The organism is Blautia marasmi, from assembly GCF_900258535.1.
GTDB lineage: Bacteria > Bacillota > Clostridia > Lachnospirales > Lachnospiraceae > Blautia > Blautia hominis.
The window spans coordinates 2633431-2654791 of the sequence record NZ_OIWX01000001.1; the positions used below are offsets into that span (position 1 = coordinate 2633431).

At 44.7% G+C, this 21361-nt stretch carries 20 protein-coding genes; 16 read left to right on the forward strand and 4 right to left on the reverse strand.

What is annotated here, in order from left to right; all coding sequences use genetic code 11:
• Positions 1-268 precede the first annotated feature (268 nt).
• The 13 genes from C6P39_RS11405 (at position 269) to C6P39_RS11465 (ending at position 11872) form a co-directional block, all read left to right on the forward strand.
• Positions 269-1339, forward strand: coding sequence for an ABC transporter ATP-binding protein (locus C6P39_RS11405; RefSeq protein ID WP_095174858.1), 1071 nt, complete (start codon positions 269-271; stop codon positions 1337-1339).
• A gap of 65 nt (positions 1340-1404) precedes the next feature.
• A complete protein-coding gene (locus C6P39_RS11410) occupies positions 1405-2553 on the forward strand; it encodes an extracellular solute-binding protein (protein ID WP_095174857.1) in 1149 nt (382 codons plus the stop codon).
• A 72-nt stretch (positions 2554-2625) separates the two neighbouring features.
• The gene (locus C6P39_RS11415) at positions 2626-3474 is read left to right on the forward strand and encodes an ABC transporter permease (protein WP_158661540.1); all 849 of its coding nucleotides are present in this window, start codon (positions 2626-2628) and stop codon (positions 3472-3474) included.
• Between the two features lie 20 nt (positions 3475-3494).
• Entirely contained in the window at positions 3495-4280 is a 786-nt protein-coding gene (locus C6P39_RS11420; protein ID WP_095174855.1) for an ABC transporter permease, read from the forward strand.
• 15 nt (positions 4281-4295) lie between these two features.
• Positions 4296-5066: an SDR family NAD(P)-dependent oxidoreductase gene (locus tag C6P39_RS11425; protein ID WP_158661541.1), complete on the forward strand. Its 771-nt coding sequence runs from the start codon at positions 4296-4298 to the stop codon at positions 5064-5066.
• A 9-nt stretch (positions 5067-5075) separates the two neighbouring features.
• On the forward strand, positions 5076-5846 hold the full coding sequence (locus C6P39_RS11430) for an SDR family NAD(P)-dependent oxidoreductase (RefSeq protein WP_095174853.1): 771 nt from the start codon (positions 5076-5078) through the stop codon (positions 5844-5846).
• A 50-nt stretch (positions 5847-5896) separates the two neighbouring features.
• The gene (locus tag C6P39_RS11435; protein WP_033139839.1) at positions 5897-6376 is read left to right on the forward strand and encodes a hypothetical protein; all 480 of its coding nucleotides are present in this window, start codon (positions 5897-5899) and stop codon (positions 6374-6376) included.
• A 3-nt stretch (positions 6377-6379) separates the two neighbouring features.
• Positions 6380-6943 (forward strand): cucumopine synthase-related protein, encoded by a 564-nt coding sequence (locus C6P39_RS11440; protein ID WP_095174852.1) that lies wholly within the window; start codon positions 6380-6382, stop codon positions 6941-6943.
• Positions 6944-7143: 200 nt separating this feature from the next.
• A complete protein-coding gene (locus C6P39_RS11445) occupies positions 7144-8130 on the forward strand; it encodes an alpha/beta hydrolase (RefSeq protein ID WP_095174851.1) in 987 nt (328 codons plus the stop codon).
• Positions 8131-8295: 165 nt separating this feature from the next.
• Positions 8296-9540 (forward strand): hypothetical protein, encoded by a 1245-nt coding sequence (locus tag C6P39_RS11450; RefSeq protein WP_158661542.1) that lies wholly within the window; start codon positions 8296-8298, stop codon positions 9538-9540.
• Positions 9541-9542: 2 nt separating this feature from the next.
• Positions 9543-10208, forward strand: coding sequence for a DUF6320 domain-containing protein (locus C6P39_RS11455; protein ID WP_095174849.1), 666 nt, complete (start codon positions 9543-9545; stop codon positions 10206-10208).
• Positions 10209-10226: 18 nt separating this feature from the next.
• Positions 10227-11336 carry a butyrate kinase gene (gene buk, locus C6P39_RS11460; RefSeq protein WP_242987020.1) on the forward strand — a complete coding sequence of 370 codons (1110 nt, stop codon included), beginning with the start codon at positions 10227-10229 and terminating at the stop codon, positions 11334-11336.
• A gap of 17 nt (positions 11337-11353) precedes the next feature.
• Positions 11354-11872: a cysteine hydrolase family protein gene (locus C6P39_RS11465; protein WP_104803871.1), complete on the forward strand. Its 519-nt coding sequence runs from the start codon at positions 11354-11356 to the stop codon at positions 11870-11872.
• Between the two features lie 218 nt (positions 11873-12090).
• Here the strand turns inward: C6P39_RS11465 and C6P39_RS11470 are convergent, their stop codons facing one another.
• From C6P39_RS11470 to C6P39_RS11485, 4 genes are all read right to left on the reverse strand, one after another.
• Positions 12091-12984: a 3-isopropylmalate dehydrogenase gene (locus C6P39_RS11470; protein WP_104803872.1), complete on the reverse strand. Its 894-nt coding sequence runs from the start codon at positions 12982-12984 to the stop codon at positions 12091-12093.
• Between the two features lie 522 nt (positions 12985-13506).
• A complete protein-coding gene (locus C6P39_RS11475) occupies positions 13507-14415 on the reverse strand; it encodes an AEC family transporter (protein ID WP_095174846.1) in 909 nt (302 codons plus the stop codon).
• A 184-nt stretch (positions 14416-14599) separates the two neighbouring features.
• On the reverse strand, positions 14600-16195 hold the full coding sequence (locus tag C6P39_RS11480; RefSeq protein WP_095174845.1) for a response regulator transcription factor: 1596 nt from the start codon (positions 16193-16195) through the stop codon (positions 14600-14602).
• Positions 16173-17984 carry a cache domain-containing sensor histidine kinase gene (locus C6P39_RS11485; RefSeq protein WP_104803873.1) on the reverse strand — a complete coding sequence of 604 codons (1812 nt, stop codon included), beginning with the start codon at positions 17982-17984 and terminating at the stop codon, positions 16173-16175. The genes C6P39_RS11480 and C6P39_RS11485 overlap by 23 nt, the downstream gene beginning before the upstream one ends.
• A 237-nt stretch (positions 17985-18221) precedes the next feature.
• On the opposite strand from C6P39_RS11485, the gene C6P39_RS11490 reads away from it, so the two are divergent.
• From C6P39_RS11490 to C6P39_RS11500, 3 genes are all read left to right on the forward strand, one after another.
• Complete coding sequence (locus tag C6P39_RS11490; RefSeq protein WP_104803874.1) at positions 18222-19577, forward strand: ABC transporter substrate-binding protein; 1356 nt, start codon at positions 18222-18224, stop codon at positions 19575-19577.
• Positions 19578-19644: 67 nt separating this feature from the next.
• Positions 19645-20517 carry a carbohydrate ABC transporter permease gene (locus tag C6P39_RS11495; protein WP_095174842.1) on the forward strand — a complete coding sequence of 291 codons (873 nt, stop codon included), beginning with the start codon at positions 19645-19647 and terminating at the stop codon, positions 20515-20517.
• Positions 20514-21356, forward strand: a complete 843-nt coding sequence (locus tag C6P39_RS11500) for a carbohydrate ABC transporter permease (RefSeq protein ID WP_095174841.1) — start codon at positions 20514-20516, stop codon at positions 21354-21356. Before C6P39_RS11495 ends, C6P39_RS11500 begins: the two co-directional genes overlap by 4 nt.
• Positions 21357-21361: the final 5 nt, after the last annotated feature.

Consider the following 21361-nt stretch of genomic DNA (forward strand, 5'->3'; position numbering starts at 1 on the left):
AAAATAAAATAGATTTGTATATATCAATAAAGCAAAAAAATCATGTTTGAATAAACTAAAAAAACAACATTTAATAAGTAATAGTTGGATAATAAATAAATAATTTCCCTAAAATACGAAAAAAGCATTGACAAATCTATATGGCGTGACTATAATCAAAACCATCAAAGGAAATACGAACGGATTGGTCAGAAGAAAAATAAACATCATTTATAATTTGGACTATACATAAATATATACATATATAATCCAATGAAGGAGGGATAAAATGAGCAGTCAATTGGAACTGAAAGAGCTTGTAAAAGAGTATAAAGGATTCCGGGCAGTGGACAAGATCAATATCCAGATACAAAAGGGTGATATTCTTTCCCTGCTGGGACCAAGCGGTTGCGGAAAGACAACGACTTTACGGATGATCGCAGGCCTGTTGACCCCTACAGAGGGAGATGTATTTCTGGCTGGAGAAAAAATCACGGAAAAACCGCCGTACAAACGGGACATTGCAATGGTCTTTCAGAATTACGCCTTATTTCCCCATATGAGTGTCTACGACAATGTAGTATATGGCCTGAAGAACAGGGGGGTTAAGGACAAAAAGATTTTGAAGAAAAAAGCAGAGGAGGTACTATCCGTTGTACAGCTTGAAGGAGTGGAGGACCGGTTTCCGAGACAGTTATCCGGAGGGCAGCAGCAGAGGGTATCGTTGGCCAGGGCAATGGTTGTGGAACCTAAAATCATGCTGTTTGATGAGCCTCTTTCCAATCTGGACGCGAAACTAAGGGTTCAGACCAGAATTGAGATCCGCAGTCTCTTGAAACAATTAAATATTACAGCTATTTACGTTACTCATGACCAGGAGGAAGCACTGACGATCTCAGACTGGATTGCAGTGATGAATAAAGGCAGGATTGAGCAGCTTGCCTCCCCCACAGAACTTTACAGTATGCCGAAAACTAAGTTTGTGGCAGATTTTATCGGTCATGCAAATCTCCTTGAAGGCGTGGTAGAAAAAATTTCAGAGGGGCATGTGGAGGTTATGCTCCATAACGGTATATCAGTCCATTGTATCTCTCCTTCCGAGATCCATGTGGGTGATAAACGATTTATTTTGGTTCGGCCCGAGAATATAAATATTCTGCCTGTCCATGCCACTGCCGGAAATTTGTTTGATGCAGTAGTGGAGGAACGGAATTTCCTGGGGTCTGCCGTCAGGTATAAAGTCAAACTTGCAAGCGGTATTACTCTCGAGTGTGAAATTCATCCGGATCAAGCATTTGCTCAGGTACAGGAAGCTGTTAAGGTTCAGTTCAATAAAGAGAAAATGGTACTGGTGGGTTGATAGGAGGCGATTAAAAACTGTAAAGACACAGTTTTTAAATAAAATTCCACAAAGGAGGTACACAAATGAAAAGAAAAATGGCAATGCTGGCTCTCAGTACAGTTGTAGCCCTGGGATGCATAGGGTGCGGCGGAAATTCCGATGGCGATGAACAAAAGCCGGCAGAGACAGAGCAAAAGGAGCAGACAGAAAACAGCGGAAAAACGGACAGCAGTGCAGACAACACGACCTCGGAAAAGCCATATGCGGGTCAGACGGTGCGAGTCACATCCTGGGGCGGCACATATGAAGAGACATTGAGGAATATTGTAAAGCCTGCGTTCGAGGAAAGAACAGGAGCCACCTTGGAAATCGTGCTTGGTTCGGCACCGCTTGCGCAGTTAAAGGCAGAAGGCGATGACCCTTCTGTAGATGTCCTGCATGTAAACTATTATGAGATGATGAACGGAAAATTACTGGGAGTGACCAAAGAGCTGGATTATGATTCTATGTCTAACGCACCGGATTTATATGATGAGGCTAAGGAAAATGAATACGGAGTGATCACCAACTGGGGTACAAGAGGATTTGCTTACCGCAATGACCTGATCGACGCTCCCACAAGCTGGAAGGATCTCTGGAATCCGGAATATGCCGGAAAGGTGATCGTGAGTGATGTAACGTTTGGAGGCGGCTATGAACTTGCAGAAATGGCGGCACATGCATTCTTTGATTCCAGCCTTACGGATAAATCCTGCTGGGATGGTGTTTTTGAGAAATTAGAAGAGCTGGCACCTAATGTGTACATGGTTTCTACTCAGCACAGCGATACAGATACCGCCCTTATTAATGGGGATGCAGTGATTGCCATTCACACCAACGGACGTACAGCCATGCTGTCAAATGACGGCCACGATGATATCTCCTATGCGGACCTGGAAGAAGGTCTTCCCGGAATGCCCACATATGTAGCAGTAGCTAAAAATACAAAGGTTCCGGAACTGGCAAATGAACTGGTCAATGAGCTGATTGGAGTGGAAGCGGAATATGCTTATGCCACCAATAATTTCTATGCGCCGTCCAACAAAAAGTGTGAGGTCCCAAAAGAATTGCAGCCATTTATGCCGTATGGCGAAGAAGCGATACAGAAACTTATATTCTTTGATCAAGAAATGATAACAGAGGAAGACAGAGCAGAATTTGTTGACCGCTGGAATAAGGTGTTTAAAAATTAAGACTCAGCCCTCCGCCCGATACCCGTCTGAATGTCAGGCGGGATGGGTGGAAACCAGAACAGGAGGGTGTTTATGAAACAAAAAGAGAAAAAATGGACCTATGTGAATAAGTGGTACATTATTCTTCCCCTGGCCTTTTTAATGGTGATCTATCTCATACCTCTGGCCAGTATGCTGTGGCTGAGTATCTGTGACAAGGAGACTGGAAGGTATACAGTTAAATATTTTACAGCTTTTTTTAAGGACAGGTATTATATAGGAGTCTTGACAAGGACACTTATTCTGAGCCTGTGGTCAGTCGTATTTTGTATTCTCATGGGATATCCGGTTGCTTATAAAATTGCCCATATGAAAGGATGGAAGCGGAGTATTGCCACAACTTTTCTGGTGCTTCCTCTTTGGGTATCCATAACCATTCGTATGTTTGGATGGATGGCAATCCTGCCAAAGAGTGGTGTGTTCAGCATCGTTCTGCAGGCACTGCATATTATCTCCGAACCCCAGAATTTTTTGGGAAGTAATGTTGGCGTGATTATGGGCCTGATCCACTGCGGTCTGCCGTATTTTGCAATGATCATGATAAGCCCTATTGAGAACGTGGACCCATGTGTGGAGGAGGCATCTTATGTATTTGGGGCAGGTTTTATAAAGACTTTTTTCAAGGTAACACTTCCTCTGACATCTCCGGGAATCGTATCGGGTGCGCTTTTGGTATTTGCATTAAATACAGCGGCTTTTATGGTTCCGGTAATGCTTGGCGGCGGAAAGGTCATGGTCATGACCAATATGATATATCAGCAGACAATGTTTATCTTTGACTGGAATTTTGCTGCAGCGCTGTCCGTAGTTCTTTTGTTTGTGTCAATGTTCATTGTTACATTGTCCAGTTTCCTTTCTAATAAAATGAGGATACAGGAATAATCTGAGGGAGAGGTGAAATTATGCGTAAATATAAAGTGGCAGGGACAATATTTAACTCCGTTGTGTATCTTTTTCTCCTTCTGCCTCTGCTCGTGGTGATCATTACATCTTTCGGAGAGGGAAACCGGGCGGTATTTCCTGCCCATGGTTTTACATTAAAATGGTATGTGGAAGCGCTGCATAATGCGGATTTTTTTGAATCTGTATTTATCAGCTTAAAGATAGCCGTGGTCAGCACACTGATCTCTGCTGTGTTAGGCACAATGGTCAGCCTCTACTTTTGGAAGACAAAGGGAAGATTAAAAGAGATATTTGAACTGATCTTCATGGCCCCTATGGTGGTGCCCACTGTAGTGTATGCGGTAGCTTTCCTTCTGGCATTTTCCTCGTGGAAGTTTGTGGTACCGTATTGGAAACTGGTGTTATCTTACTGTGCTATACAGATTCCGTATATTATCAGGAGTGTGACGGCCGCATTATACGGGCTGGATGTGAGTTTTGAGGAGGCATCCTTGGTTTTGGGAGCAAGGCCTGTGAAGACCCTGTACAAGGTTACCCTTCCATGTATAAAAAGGGGAATCATATCAGGCATTATATTTGCCTTTGTTGTTTCTTTTGATGAAGCTGTCATTATTATGTTTTTGAGAAATGCTTCCACGGTAACCTATCCGCTCAGGCTGTATACGCACATAACAGAACAATTTTCACCTATGGTATCTGCATTTTCCGCAGTGTTTATCCTGATATCATTCCTTGTTATCTATATTATTGAGCGGATATTCGGTTTGAGTAATATGTATCAGTAAGCAGGAGGGATGGAGATGAGATTTGCCCTGGAAGGCAGAAAAGTCATAGTATTTGGCGCTACAGGCAGAGTGGGGGAAACCGTCTGCGAAATATTGGCAACACAAGGAGCCGATATTGGGGTTCATTGTAACAGAGGAAGAGATAAAGCGGATATGGTGGCAGAGCGCGTAAGGACATTGGGGCGTAAAGCTGTTGTCATACAGGGAAATGCAGCGGATGAGGAAGATGTACAAAGATGTGTGCGGGAAGCCTGTGATTTTCTGGGACGAATAGACGGTGTAGTGAATCTGATACACAGAGACAAAGAATTTGAACCTTGTAAAGTATCGGATATGAGCTGGAAAGACTGGGAGCCTCATGTGGAGGCTATGAAAGCCCACTTTCATATCTGTAAGGCAGTCATCCCGTATATGAGAAAACAGCGGTATGGAAGAGTTGTATATTTATCAGGGGGGCTTTCCTGCCGTTTCTTTGAAGGGTGTGCACCGTTCTCCGCAGTGAAGGCGGGAATGAATGCATTCAGCAAAACAGCGGCTCTGGAAGAGGGCAGATATAATATAACGATAAATACAGTGGCCCCGGGAAAAATTGCTGCGCCCGGCAAAAACCTGGGCCGGGACTGGGAGGGACTGGAGAAAAAACAACTGCGGGCAAACCCTCTTGGGAGATTTGCGTCGCCGGAGGATGTGGCGTATGCCATAATGGTTTTTCTCATTCCCGAAAATGGGTATCTGACAGGGCAGACGATTTTTGCGGCAGGAGGGGAAATCATGCCTATGCCGTAGGAGGTGCGGATGGATTTTCAATTAGAAGGAAAAGTGGTGCTGGTCACCGGGGGTGCAGAGAAGGCAGGAAAATATTTTGCGCTTAGTTATGCCAGAGCTGGGGCAGACCTTGTGATAACACATTGTGGTATGCCGAAGGAAGCGGAGAAGACGGAAAAAGAGATTGAAAGGCTGGGACGCAGATGCCTGGCTGTGGAGGCGGACAACAGGAACATACCGCAGCTTAGGAGGGCTGTCAAACGAGTGGAAGAGTATTATGGGCGTCTTGACATTCTTCTGCACAATGCCAGTAATTTTAATGAGCAGCCTATAGATAAGGTGACAGAGGCTGTATGGGACAGTTCCATGGAAATTATTTTAAAGGGGGCTTTTTTCCTAAGCCAGGCGGCAGCGCCCTTAATGATGAAAAACGGCGGTGGAAAGATGCTGGCCATGATAGGTAATTCTTTTTATGAAAATTGGCCGGATTTTATTCCCCACTCCATAGCTAAAATCGGACTAGCCAAACTCATGCAGATGCTGGCAGTTACATATTCCCCGCATATACAGTGCAATGCAGTATGCCCGGCATCCTTTCTGGACTCAGCCCAAGGAAATGATATTCTATCATCCAGAGGGGAAATGGTGGATCAGGATAATCATATCATAACAATTGGCGGTATTCCTCTCCACAGGGGAAGCAAGGAAGAGGTGGCAGAATTGGTCCTTTTTCTGTCAGCCTGCAGTAAATATATAAACGGCGCGGTAATACCTGTTGATGCCGGAAAAAACTTAATCTGAATGTAGGTCTCTAAAAGATTTACATATACAAAAAAATGGAGGTAAAAACTATGAGAAAAGTATTGTTTGAGGTTCCCAGCTGCGGAATAAAGTTCACGGGAACACTTAGGGACAAGGAAGAACCTGTGATGGCTGAGAATTTCTGGGAATTCCTCGAAAAACCAGTGAAATTCTTCTCACATCCAACTTTGTCTACGGGGGATTTGACTGTATTATTTCCAAGACCCCCGATTGACCCGCCGAAATACATCGGTGACCAGACCAGCCCTCTTGTTGAGGACAGCCCTTATCTGGTATCGGGTCCGGGAAAACTGGAGGTTCAGGCGGGTGAGTTGATTTGGTGCGGATGGAATATCCTGTTCTGTTACGGGCCAAGCTGTACAGAACCTCTTCGCTCAGGCGGCGCATATGTGCTTCAGGTTGACAAAGAGTGCATGGATGACCTGGAGAAAGCGCGGGAAGATCTGTGGAACCACAGCTTCTTATATCACAAACTGGGAACAATTACAATCAGTAGAATGGAGGGTTAAGGAATGGGAAAACATTGGAAAGACGTTAAGGCTTCTATAGAGGCCGAAAATGACCGTATTTGGTTTGATGAGCCGGAATACATTACCATGTCCAAAATGGGGGTTTACCCCAGTGGAGCCGGTACACAGGGACAGACACTGGGAAATCTCTTTTTCCTGACAGGTGATACCCAGGCAATGGGATGGTGGACCATTGAGCCAGCCATGTACTGTATTTTAGGAGATGACAGATTTACACTGGAACACTGTAAGCAGATGTTCGTATATCTGAATCATGAGATGGCAAATCTTATGGGCGGACAGTTTGGTGAGGGATGCCCGGCACCGTGGCTGAATCTGAAATTGATGTGGCAGTTTACACTGGACATTGAAGATTCCTATGATACCATTCAGACCAAGGAAGAATTAAAGAGCCTGTTATGGAGCTGGTTCAACTATGTAGACCGTATTAACAGATGGTTCTATACAGTATTTCCATGGGAAATCGGCAAGCTTATGCCGAGGCTGGACCCGGAATATCTGCAGAAAGCGGCAGGTTTCCAGGGATATGAAGTGGTCAAAAAATAGATTTTATCAGAATTATCCTCCCTTAGAAGTGTTAGCATGTCCTCAATGAGTAAATAATAGTATTGGGAAAGGGGCTGCTGTGTGTGGTTATACACAGCAGTCTCTTTTTTGCGGCTGATACAGGGATAACCCGCATTTCGCATTGACACCAGACCAAATATCTGCAACAATCAATATAAGAAAACAAGGAGAATCTGCTCATGAATAAAGCAATGCACCTGGTACTGAAAGCGTTGTCCGAGCCGGAGACGAAACTGGATCTTCAAAAATCCAGGCGGATCATGAATCTGAAGATTTTGGATCCCTTCAAGCCTTTTTATCGGACACTGGACACAAAGATTTACAATGAAGGCAGGGAAGTGCCTGTGCGAATTTATTTTCCTAATGAGGAGTCTTACGATACGGTGGATATTGAAGCCTTCCAGGAGAAAAATAAATCTCTTGATACAGGGAAAATGTCGGATAATATATATCCGGTCATCCTCTACATACACGGAGGCGGATTTGTGACCGAAAGTGTGGAATCCTATAACCGGGTATGCTGGAACCTGGCAAAGAATACGGCGCATGTGGTAGTATCTGTGGATTATCCATTAGCGCCTGAGCATAAATTCCCCACCCAGATAGAGGATTGTTATGCAGCAGCCAAGGCTGTGTTCCTGGACCGGACTATTTTAAATGCGGAGCCTGACCAGATTACCCTTATGGGGGACAGCGCAGGGGGAAATATTGTTGCGGCTGTCTGCCAGATGGCCCGGGACAGGAAGGAATTTATGCCCAAAAGGCAGATATTGATCTATCCCTGTGTCAATAATGATTATAGTGAGGAAAACGCCTATCCTTCTGTTCTGGAAAACGGCAGGGATTATCTTCTGACCAGGCAGAATATGGCAGACTATCTGGACTTTTACCAGAGTTGTGAGGAGGACAGGCAGAATCCTTATTTTGCGCCTCTGCTGGCAGAAGATTTTTCCGGCCTGCCCAGGGCCCTGGTGATCACAGGGGAACTGGACCCTCTTAGGGATGAGGGGGAGGATTACGCGGAGAAAATGAAAGCGGCGGGCGTGGACGTGACAGCGCACCGGATCGCAGACGGTATACATGGTTTTTTCCTTTTGGAGCCTGTATATCCGGCTGTTCGGGAAACTTATGACTACGTCAATAGATTTTTAAAGATATCTGTTTGAGATTAAAGTGTGTCTGAAATTCATTCGGGCAATCTGCATACCCGGCTTTAGGGTGGATTTGGTCCCATAAAATGCAAAGTACCGATTGCCATAAATGTGTTTCATGCACATTCCGGAAAGTGAAGTGAGAGAATGGCCCATTTCAGCAGAAAAAAATGGAGGACTTTGGAGAATACAGCAAAGATTTTTCCTGCCACCAGCGGGAAGAAGGATGAGCGTGTCTTTCGGCTTTCCTGTCAGCTTACAGAGGAGGTAAATCCTGAAAAGCTGCAGAAGGCCCTTGATCTGTGTATGGAGGATTACAGCCTTTTCCTCTGCGTCCTGCGCTGTGGTATATTTTGGAATTATCTGGAGGAGTCAGAACTGAGGCCTGTGGTCAGGGAGGAGTACCGCCCGCCCTGCAGTCAGATTTACGTGAGAGACCAGAAAAACCTTCTTTTTGAGGTTACTTATTATAAAAAGCGTATCAGTTTTGAGACGTATCACGCTCTCACAGACGGTACCGGGGCGCTTCAGTTTTTGAAAAGCCTTATATATTACTATCTGATGGAAGCCTACCCCCATTGTGTAAAAGGCCCGGTTTCCCAGGTGCAGGCGGATGCCACGGATGAGGAAATGGCTGAGGACAGCTTTGATAAATATTATTCTAACAAGGAAGCTGCTGAGGATATACCGAAATACAAATCCCATCAGCTTAAATATCACCGCCTGGAATACGGGCAGATGAGACTGGTGGAAGGCATTGTGCCCACAGATGCTCTGATAAGCACAGCACGCAGTTTTCAGACAACAGCAACGGTATATCTCACGGCTGTACTTCTCTGCGCCATTGCAAGGGATATGAGTCCGAGACAGAAAAAGCGGCCTGTGGCCCTGATGATCCCAGTAAATCTGAGGAGTTATTTTCCCTCCTCATCCGTCAGAAATTTTTTCGGGTGGATCGATATTGGATATAATTTTTCAAAACAGAGCGAAAAGCTGGAGGATGTCATTGCTTTTACTGCAGAGTTCTTCAAAAAGGAGCTGACACCCAAGCGGATCGCCGCACGTATGAATGGATTTATGCGGATGGAGAAAAATCCATTTATGCGCATTCTGCCTCTCCCGCTCAAACTGTGGGGGATGCAGGCAGGAGCCGCTTTTTCCACTTCTGCTGACACGGCTGTCTTTTCCAATATTGGGAGAATCCAAATGCCCGTAGAGTGTGAACCTTATATCGACTGGTTTGATTTTTACACCAGTACGCCTAAGATGGAGCTCTGCATGTGCTCCTGGAAAAATAAACTGACGGTCAGCTTTACTTCCGGGTATGCAAATACAAGGATTGAACGGAATTTTTTCCGTATGCTGACTGAGCAGGGGATTCCGGTGGAGATCATAGCCCTTGGCGGGGAAAAAGGAGGGGATTGAGGATGCAGTATTGTAAACGGTGCAAAATCACAGTCAGAAATCCCCGCAGAAAATGTCCCCTCTGCCAGGGGAATCTGGAGGGGACTTTGGAGGAGGAGAACCAGATGTTTCCTGACCTGAGAAGGGAAAGCTCCCGCATGGCCATGGGATTCCGTATATTTTCCTTTGTATGTATTGCAGCCTGTGTCGCTGCGGTTTCCGTAAACTGGATCTTAGGATTCCATAGCTTCTGGTCCGGATATGTATTGGCAGGCGTGGGATGTATGTGGATCCTATCCGCGGTCGCAATTGTAAAACGGAGGAATCTGTTTAAAAATGCGGTTTGGGAGGCAGTGCTTCTGTGGGCGGTTTTTTTATTCTGGGATTATATTACGGGATGGAGAGGATGGTCTGTGGATTTTGGGATTCCCATTGTGCTGCTGGCTGTCTATGTGATCTTGTGGGTAATTGTGTTCGTTACCAGGGCACCGGTGCCGCATTATATGATTTACATGGTTATGGTGTCTGTGGGAAGTCTTGTTCCCCTGGTCCTTCTGCTGTGCGGTGCCGTCAGTGTCAGAATGCCGTCAGTGCTCTGCGTGGCAGGGGCAGTGCTGATGATTTCTGCCTTAGCTATTTTTAAGGGGAGAGCCCTGGGTGAGGAGCTGAGGAAAAAGACACATTTATAATGGAAGGGAGACGTAAGGATGAAGGCAGTGAGCAATTACCGTGAGACCATGGGATACGATATTCTTGCAGTAAATCCGGGCTCTACGTCCACGAAGATAGCAGTATTCAGGGACAGGGAAGAACGATTCCGGGAAGAGATTGAGCATGATGCCATTTTTCTGGACAGTCATCAGGAGATAAAGGAACAGTTTCCGATCAGAAGGGATATGGTTCTGACCTGCCTGAAGAAGCATTCATATAGGGTGGAGCAATTGTGTGCGGTAGTGGGAAGAGGAGGGCTTTTGCCGCCTGTAAAGGCCGGAGGCTATACGGTGAATCAGGCGATGAAGGACAGGATCCTGAATGGGCCGATCAGCCCTCATGCTTCTAATATGGGGGCGCTGATCGCAGATGCCGTTGCCGCGCCTCTTGGCATACCTGCCTATATTTATGACGCGGTGTCGTCTGACGAGTTTATGGAGATCTCACGTATTACCGGGATACCGGAGGTGGTGCGGCAGAGCTTCTGCCATGTACTGAACAGCAAAGCAATGGCCCGGAAAGCAGCGGAGGAAGCAGGAAAGTCTTACGGGGAAATGAATTTTCTGGTGGCGCATATGGGCGGAGGGATCTCGTTTTCCGCCCACAGGCACGGGAGGATAGTGGATGCCTTAAGTGATGACGGCGGAGCCTTTTCTCCCCAGCGTTCAGGGAGTGTGCCGATCATTTATATTGTGGATATGTGTTACAGCGGGAAGTATACAAAGGCTGAGCTTATGCGGAAAATCCGGGGGGACGGAGGTCTGAAGGCGTATTTGGGAACTTATGACTGCCGGGAGATTGAGGAAATGATACGCCGGGGAAACCAAAAGGCAGAGCTGCTGTACGAAGCGCAGGCCTATCAGGTGGCAAAGGGGATCGGACAGCTTGCACCGGCCCTGAAAGGAAATGTGGATGCCATAATTCTCACCGGCGGCATGGCTCATTCTAAAATGCTGACAGACTGGATCACGGATTATATTAAGTTTTTGGGACCTGTCAGGATCATGCCCGGGGAGATGGAACTGGAAGCATTGGCCTATGGCGCGCTGCGGATCCTGCAGGGACGGGAAAAGGCCAATATCTATCAGGACGAGCTGTATCAATAAAAATGGAGGATAAAACAATGAAGCAGTTATTAGTAGTAGTTGACATGCAGGTTGATTTCGTGACAGGCGCTCTTGGTTCCAATGAGGCCAAAGCCATTGTGGAAAATGTGGTTAATAAGGTCCGGGAAGCCAAAGCAGTGGGGAAAACAGTTGTGTTTACCCTTGATACCCATGAGGCTGATTATATGGAGACCCAGGAGGGCAGGAACCTGCCAGTGGCCCATTGCATCAGAGGGACTGAGGGGTGGGAACTGGTACCTGAACTGAGAGAACTGGCAGATGGCTGCAGGTTGGTGGAAAAGCCTACATTTGGAAGTACAATGCTGGCTCATCTGGCGGGGAAAGGCGGATATGAGGAGATAGAGCTTGTAGGATTGTGCACAGATATCTGTGTTATTTCCAATGCTATGATATTAAAGGCAGCACTTCCGGAGGCGGCAATCTCTGTGGATGCATCCTGCTGTGCGGGCGTTACGGAGGAGAGCCATAGAAATGCGCTGGAGGCTATGAGGGCTTGCCAGATACAGATAAAATAGTTTGGACAGGGGGAACTTCTCCCGAAATGAGCAGGCCAGTCAGTCCTGCCGAACATATACTTAAATATCATTTTCATACAAGCAAAGGGCAAAGCCCGGAACATGGCTTTGCCCTTTAGCAGCTAACAGCATATCATATGTTGGCTTTTTTTACGAAACATTAACCCTGAAGCAGTATTAACCTGCAACATACTTTGTTTATTGGTTATTGTCAGGAACTATTGGATCTTTTGTTCAAAGTCTTGAATCGTCTCAGATCTTGCCGCATATTTAAGCCATTTGTTCAAAATATCTATATTCTTCTGTCCCATAATTTTTGCCTTCAGGTCTTCAGACACTTGGCCCAAATCGCTCAGCAGCTCTAAAATGCCTTCTGCCTTTCCTTGTGTGATTCCTTCCGCCTTTTTTGCTTCCAATTCATCCTTCATTAACTCTTCCAATGCTTCACACATAGACTTCGCCTCCTGGAATTTTTCCTTATTTGCATGGACAATAAGATTCATAACTGATTGATACAAGCCATTCCCTTTATGCTTTTCGTACTGCTCGAGCAGGCGTTTTGCCGTCTCTGTTTCTTTCAGTTCATCCGTCAGGCTTTTCAGCCACAGATTCTCATCTTCAGACAGTTTTTGTGTCAAAATTAGCTGGATGGGGATTTTATCTCCTATAATATAATAAATGCCATCCTCCTCATTGCGGATTTCATAGCCCCTCTCCTCCTTTAAGTGCCGTAGGAGGCGGCGCGGATACCTATGGCATACAAAGGTTATGGTAATATCCTGGATTCCGATGCTGTCAGCTTTTGCTGTATCTGCCTTATAAAAACAAGTATAACCATAAACTTTATAGAAGTCATCCACGCTCAGATAATCCGTGGGGCTCTTATATTCTATAATGTTATGTGTTCTGAAGATCCGTCCTATATTTTTTCGTATAGGCACTTCCTTTTCCTTTTTTACGATCAGCACATCAATTTCCTTGGGCTTTGTCCCCAATTGGTGTTCATTTTCAAAAAGCAGAAGATCTGCCTCTGATTCCAGCTCAATTTGTATCCCCGCATAAAAGGCAGGGTGCCACTGCAAGGCATGGGGTTTCTGTTTCTGTTCTTCCATAGAATACCTCCTCGTTATTCGGTAATAGAAAACAGGCTGCGTGAGCTTTCTATTATCATAAATGAAATTACGGCAGGAGGTTTCCGGCCTTTCCGAAAACTCCTGCTAAAATGTGATGGTAAGCATGAATTTTCCGAAAGGACAGGCCAAACATACACTGACCTGCTATTATGAAATGATTTAAGATATTTTGAATCTCAAGACGGATTCAAAACCAGAAAATTACCCAGAAAATATGCTTTTTTTCATTCTAGCACACCAATTTCCAAACTGCAACAGATTTTCAGATCCATATCTAAGATCCGGGTCTGAAATCGTTACTGTACACAGGCCACTGTACCGGGAGGCGTTTTCATGCCGGAAGCATGAAAATCCCGACGCAGCCAGCGCGATATGGGGCAGAATGCTCCATATCTGTGCATCGCGAAGCGTGTTACTGGACACGGAGTGTACAGTAACCTGAAATCCGGTGCGGTTCCGTTGAGGGGCTAAATGGCCGCCGCCATGGCGGATGGAGATTTGTTATAGGATAATTAAAAGCAGTGTCATACATATAATGCTTATGATTATGCTGATGGAATTAATTTCACTGGAAAGCCCCACATCCCCTCCGCATTTCTCTGTAAAAATAGGGTCAAAGGATGCCAGGGGTGAGAAGAGCAGGATGACCAGTGTTTTTCTCAGTGTTCTGTCAAAAGGGAGTAGGAACCAGGCAGCCAGGGAAAAGGCCATGGCTGCCAGATAACGGACACTGAGGATGCGGGTAATGGCTGAGAAATGCCTGCGGTTTAAGGTTAGTTCCATGCCGATCCCAAGCATTGCCATTGCCAGAAATGCATTTGCATCTGCTCCGATTTCTGTAAAGGTCAGGATGCCCTTGGGAAGCCTGAGATGCAGAAGGCTTAAAAGGGTCATAAGCAGATAGGTCAAGGTGGGAATGGATGAAAATGTCTTTTTTAACAGGGAGCCGATGGTTGGCCGGTTATGTGGGTCCTGCACACTTGAAGCCAGCGCGTAGGTTCCGCCGGTGCAGAGCAGGGCATTGCCGATGTCAAACATAGATGCCGCGATCACACCGGAAGGTCCCACAAAACTGTGCAGATAAGGAATGGCAAAGGTACCGATGTTAAATCCGGAATGGTTTATCATCTGAAACGCTTTTTCGTCCGGGCTTTTCTTTCTTGCCATAAAATATCCGATCCCAATCAAAAACAGGGTTCCGCAGAAACCAATGGGAACCAAAAAGAATAGGGATACGTCAAAATCCATCCGGCTGAAATTGATGATGATAGCACAGGGCAGTGTGATCTTCACCACCAAGGCGGATACCACACGAAAATCCTCCTTTTTCAGGATATGTATTTTTTTCAATGTAAAGGCCAGGGCAACCATGCATATAAGCGAAGCGGCCCTGGTTAAGATTTCTGTCATGTTCTGCAGTCCTGTAACCGTTCAGAGTCCTTACAGCAGCCGTATCGTAATACATTCATCTGCCATAACAGCGGACATGGAACCGTTACATAGTCCTTTCTTTTTTCAATACTACTTAAATTAGCACAAAAGGAAGGTTTTGGCAATAAGCATCTGCTTTATGCAGCTAAATTCCGCAGACACGTCAGGTGGAGCGCAGTGCCAAAAAGTTTTTAGGCGAGATACCGTAAAATTTTTTAAAACACTTGCTAAAATACCCGGCATCTGTAAAACCACACAGAGCTGCTGTGTTCTGGATGGAAGGTGACTGCTGAAGAAGAAACTCTTTGGCCTTGTGCATCCTGCAAGTGTTGATATAACTGCTCAGTGTAGTATGACTTTCCTGGCTGAAAAGTGTACTGAGATATTGAGGGCTGACAAAGAAATAGGAGGCAATAGATTCCAGTCTCAATTCAGGGTCCATATAGTGCTGTTCAATATAAAGCTGGATATCTGCAATCAGGGAGGTTTTGCCGGAGACTGTATTTTTCCCAAGGTATTCCAGTACAGAGGCGTATGTATCTGTAAGCAGTTTTTTGAGCTGTTCTATGTTTTCACAGTTCCTGTATGAGTCCAGGGCATTCTGCAATCCTGTGAATTCTAAATCCGAACAGCCGCACTCCGTAATAAAGTCATCCAGCGTTGTGATAAAAAGGGCTGCGGTCAGATGGATTTTGCGGATATGGCAGTTGGATTCCTGCATTTTGTCAAAGGTGGCACAAATATATTGGACCATCTGTTCTTCCTGCTTCCTGCGCAATAACAGCAGGATTTCCTGACAGATATCAGAGGTGATATCAATTTCCGGGGACAGGGATTCAGGGCTGTAATACTTAAATACCGTCAGGTTTTTGTAGCTGCTGGTGTGCTGGACGGAAAGGGCCTCCTCGTAAGAAGCCTTGATTCCCTGCGCACCGTGTTTTGGAGTTCCGCTGAAAATACTTACAGGAATATGTACGGTTTCTTTCAGTAGTTTTATCAGATGCTCACAGAGGGTTTCCAGATGTGAGACCTCGCAGATACTGTCCTTTAGTCCAAGGATAATATATTGGTGGGAGAGGGAATAATCCACGTAGAGCAGATTTTCATATGTTTGATGAAGGACTTCTGTACAAATGTTTTCCATAATGGAATGACAGAGGGAAAGGTCAGTTTCCCAGTTCCACACAGCGGTATTGGTATTGTTCAGCTTTAAAGACAGGACCATGAACCAGTCGGTACTTTCCAGTTCGGCCTGTTTTTTTAACACAGCAAATTCCTCCGGCGGACAGGCACCGGAAATGGCTTTGCCAAAGAAATTTAGTGCCATATGCTTTTGGTAAAGGCTCCGTGTCTGATAATAATCAGATATCACACCCTGCCTGCGGCGTTCTCCGTCAATTTCCAGGCTCAGTTTATCAAGACAGTCAAGCAGTTCCCGGTTGTCGACCGGTTTTAACAGGTATTCCTTTACCCCCAGGGTAATTGCCTGTTTTGCATAGGCAAAGTCATTGTAACCTGTGGAGAGGATAAATTTTGTCCGGCAGTCTGAGACAAGGGAACGGATCATTTCCAGGCCGTCCATAACCGGCATGGAGATATCCACAAGTGCAATGTCCGGTTTTAACTCCCGTATCATTTCAGCACCGGATGCCCCGTTATTGGCCTCGCCGATGATTTCATAGTTCTCTTGTTTCTTTATGAGGCTGCAGATGGATTTACGAAAAAACAGCTCATCATCAATGATCATCAGGGTTTTCATTTTTTATTCCTCCTTTGGGCAGTGTGACAGTGACTGCCGTAAATTTTTTTTCCTGGCTGGATATGGTTAGACCGTAATTTTTTCCGTATAACAGTGTGATTCTGTGGTGAATACTGGGGAGACCAAAGGATTTTCCGTCTACATTGCCGGAATTAACGGATGTACGGAGTTCTTCCAGTTGATCAGACGGAATGCCGGTGCCGTTGTCGGTTATGATTATGGATACAGTTGAGTCATCCTCCGTGAGGCTTACGTTTATGTGGCATTTTTCAGTGGACAGTGCATGTACAAATATATTTTCCACAATGGGCTGAAGCGTAAGCTTTGGTATGTCGATCTGTTCCGTTGGAAAAGTGGCTGTCAGGTTAAATTCATAATCAACATACTCCATATACCGGAGGCTCTGTATGTAAAGGTACTGCTCTGTCAGCTCCAGTTCCTGCTTTAAAGGAATGATGAACCGGCCTTTGGATAGGGAGTTCCGGTAGAACACAGACATGGCGGCAACTGCTTTTACTGCCGTATCATTCATTTCCAGTTCGATCAAGGACTTGATGGTGCTTAAAGTATTGTATAGAAAATGGGGATTTATCTGTGACTGCAGCAGGCGGATTTCCATTTCCTGTTTTGCACTCTGTTCCTCATAGACATGATCAATCAATGTCTGTATACGCTGCATCATCAGATTGAATTGTTTATACAGAACAGCAAGTTCATCGTTGGAGTGGTAACTGGCTGATATGTCCAGGTTACCCATGGAAGCGGTCTCCATTTTTGAGGCCAGCCGCTGGATAGGCGCGGTTACGGTTCTTGTGCAGAGCATGGAGAAGAACAGGGAGAGGATAAACAGCAGCACACATATGAGGACAATAGTCTGCAATACCGTTTTGTGTTCCATTGTAAGATTCTGCAGCGGTATCAGATTCACCACATACCAGTCCAATCCAGGATATTCCTTTCTTATAAGCAGTGTCTCTGTTCCGTGTATATAGGCTGTTGCTATATTTGTATCCTCTAATTTCTGCATTTCTTGCATACTAATTCCCGTATAGGAGACAAAAGACTCGTAAATCCCATCTGATGTTGAAGAAGATAAGATTGTATTGTTGGAATTTGTTATGTAAAAGTTCCGCAGGTCGCTGTCTGGCAGATCACGGAAGGCGGAGGATATACTTGATTCTTTGATCAAAAGGACAACTGTGCCCAGATATTTTGTGGTATCAATATCCGTTACTGGTTTCAGAGCAGCAAAGGTCGGCGTGCCGTCAATGGTATATGGACCTAAAAAGTGAAAGGAAGGGTCAGTCTTTAATACCTGCAGAAATTCCGGGGAAAGGAAGGGAGTCAGTTCTTCCGTTATCTCCGTACTGCTGTGATACCATTTGTTTTCTGTGTCAAGGATATCCCAATTGGAGATATTCTTATGTAAACCTATAATCCGCTGAGCCTGTTTGGTGAGATCAGAATTTACAAAAAAACGTGATAAAGCGTTTTCAGGTACAGTTGGATTTTCCTTTAGGGTTTCACCGATATCACTGTTAATAGATAAAGTAATGGCATAGTCGGATATATGACCTATTTTTTCACTCAGATTGTTGGTGATGATCGCAAGCTGCTGCTGACTGGACAGAGTGGCGTGTTCTACCAGTGCATTTTTAGCAGTGTTATAAAATGCGATTGCTGTAATGACTAATATAAAACCGCTCAGAAAAAGGTAGGTGATCAGCAGTCTGTGTTTAATAGGAAAAGTTGAAAAAACGTGGAATACAGAGTGTTTTATCCTGTTCATAGGGAACTCCTTTGTTGAATGTTTGCTTCATAGTAGTATATCTGAAAATCATTATACAATAACCGCATTATCCTCACAAGCAATCTGAGAACTACAGGAAAATATTCCAAGTGTACTTAAAATATTCCATATATTTTGTCGAAAAAGTTTCTTATAATAAATCTACAAACAAAAAACAGAAAAAACCGAATCTCAGGACGTCATGATGAAACGGAAAATTTGAAGGAGGAAAAAAGGATGAAACTGAAGAAACTGACAGCTGTAGGTTTAGCTGCAGTCATGTGTGTTATGGCAGCCGGATGTGGAAGTAATGGGGAAACAAATGACAAGAAGCAAGAAAACACACAGAAAACGCAGGAGAAAGAATCCGGTGATTCTACGGAACAGGAGGAACTGGTGATAAATTATGTCAGTGCAAGAGGCGAGACAGATGCGGCTCTTAAGACGCTGAAGAAGATTGCGGAGATGTATAAGGAGGATCATCCCGGGTTTGAATTTAATGTAGAATCCATAGCAGATAGGGCAACATATCTGCAGAAAATAAAAATCCTGGCATCAAGCAATGAATTGCCTGACTGGTTTGACGCAGACCCTGAAGCATTTTTTGAAGGTATCTGTAAAAAGGGAATCATATATAGTGTAGATGACTTATATGATGAGCTGGGATTAAAGGATAAGTTCTTTGACATAGCACTGGATTATCCGAAACTGAGTGATGGCAGCAATTACCTGATGACATGGCAGGGAAATGTGGAGTATTTCTGGTACCACACAGAGATGTTCGAGGATGCCGGGATTACGGAGACGCCTAAGACCCTGACAGAACTGCTTGACGCATGCGAAAAACTGAAAGCAGCCGGATATACCCCCATTTCAGCTGGCAACTATGACATGATTATGCGCTATCCTGCATTCAAAGCATTCCGTATGGCAGGAAATGAATTTATTGACAATGCTAGAATGGGAAAAGAAAAGTTTGATTCCGAAGTTGGTATTGCTACTGCAGAATATACACAGCAGATCACACAGTATTTCAGCGAGGGGTGGACAAATTCTGACGCCACGGCACAAATGGATTTATTCCTGAATAAGGGTGCTGCTATGTTATATACAGGAACGTGGGATACTCCGGATCTTGTGAACGAGAATAAAGAATTAAAAGATGATATTTCCACATTTAGGCTACCTGTAGATAGTGATAAGGATGTGACAACAGAAAATGATTATTATGCGAACTGTGGTATCGGAACTGCGGTATTGAAAGATTCTATGACTCCGGCTATGAAGGATTTTATAAAATTTGTATGGAAAAATTTTGCTGATATGGCAATGTATGAATTTGATATGCTGCCATCAATGATGCCCAGTGACCCGGATAAACTTCCAGAACTGACACAACAGATTCTGAAGGATTTGGAAAACTGTGGTACCTTTGCTCAGTGCTGGGATGTGCGCCTGGATCCATCTACAAACGAAGTATACAGAAAGGAACTGGCCAATCTGGGGATGGGGGAATCTACGCCGGAAGAATTTTGTCAAAGAATGGATGAAGCAGTAGCGCAGTATGCACCGGATTATTTTGATGTGGAATAAAGAGGGCAGGCCCGGAAACCTGCAGGGGAGACCGGGCCCTGATCATTCAAGAAGGAGAGGAGTATAGATGAAACCCAGAAATAAGATACAGCCTGCACTTTTTGTACTTCCGGCTTTTCTCGTATATTTTCTTACGGTGATCATTCCTATTCTGTGGTCCGTGGGTTATAGTTTTTTTTCCTGGAATGGCATTAAAGATATGGAATTTGTAGGTCTTGCCAATTATGTAAGGATGTTTTCTGATGGGACATTTAAATCGGCTGTTGTAAATAATTTGAAATTTGTGTTATTGGGAAGTTCGTTTCAGCTTCTGGCAGGTCTATTCCTGGCTATTCTGTTATCCCATATCATAAAAGGGTCTAATGTGCTGCGTGTGATTTATTTTATACCCTGTATCATATCGTCCATGGCAATCTGTCAGATATTTTCTAAGATGCTTTCTGCGCAGCCTCAGGGCCTTGTCTGCTATCTGATGGAAAAAATGGGGATGGAGCCTATTGCCCTTCTGGCTAATTCAAAGACAGCTCTTGTCACCATAACACTGATAGATGGATATAAATACTGTGGTTTGTATATGATCATATTTTATTCTGCCTTTGTATCTATTTCTAAGGATGTGCTGGAGGCATCGATCATGGATGGATGCAGTCTCTTACAGCAATACAGATATATCAAACTGCCTCTGATCAAGAACATTTTCAGTATTGTAGTGGTGATGCTGATCAATGGATGTCTGAAGACTTTTGATGTCTTCTATATACTGGACAATAAATCCAAATCTACGGAGATGGTGGCTACCTATATGTACAAAACAGCATTTAATTCTGCTGACTTTGGATATGGCAGTACTCTTGCGGTATTTCTTGTGGTGGAATGCCTGACAGCAGTATTCATAATCCAGAGACTGCTAGGGACTGCGAAGGGGGAGGGATCAGAATGACACATGCAGGGAAAAGCAAGGCTGTAAGAGGCATTTTTTATCTTATAGTGTTTATAATTGTGATGATACAGATATACCCAATTTTCTGGGTGATCTGTTCCAGCCTGAAGACGCCTGATGAGATGACGTACACGGCACAGTATGCCCTCCCTTCAAGCTTTTATCTGGGGAATTTTATCAGTGCACTGACCATATCTGCAATCCCCAGATACTTTTTAAACAGCACGATCGTTGCTGTCCTGACCCTCCTGGGCATTGTGATCCTGGGCTGTCCGGTAGCCTTTGTGATCAGTAAAGTAAGGATAAAACATGCAGATGCACTGATGGGATTCTTCCTTTTCGGAATGATGATCCCCATATTCGCCTGCCTGATCCCCATGTTCCAGATCTACAATGCACTTGGACTGAGGAATACATACTGGGCTTTGGTGCTGCCGCAGGTGGGATTTGGGCTCCCTATGTGTATTTATCTCTACACAGGGTTTTTCAAATTTCTGCCGGATTCCCTGCTGGAAGCAGCGGTGATCGACGGTGCGGGGATGGGCACAGTTTTCTGGAAGATCGTAGTACCCATGGCGAAGAATACCACCATGACGGTGCTTACTTATAATTTTGTTTTTGTGTGGAATGAATTTACCTATGCCAATACGTTTATCTCCTCCTCGGAGATGAAGACGCTTCCCATCGGCTTGAATGACTTCGTGGGACAGTTTGGCCGGGTGGACTGGGGCAGTACATTTGCAGCCATTGTTATTTCCATTCTTCCCACACTGGTGGTTTACTTTATACTGAACAAAAATATTATCGAGGGTATGGCTGCAGGCGCAGTAAAGAGCTGATAAGA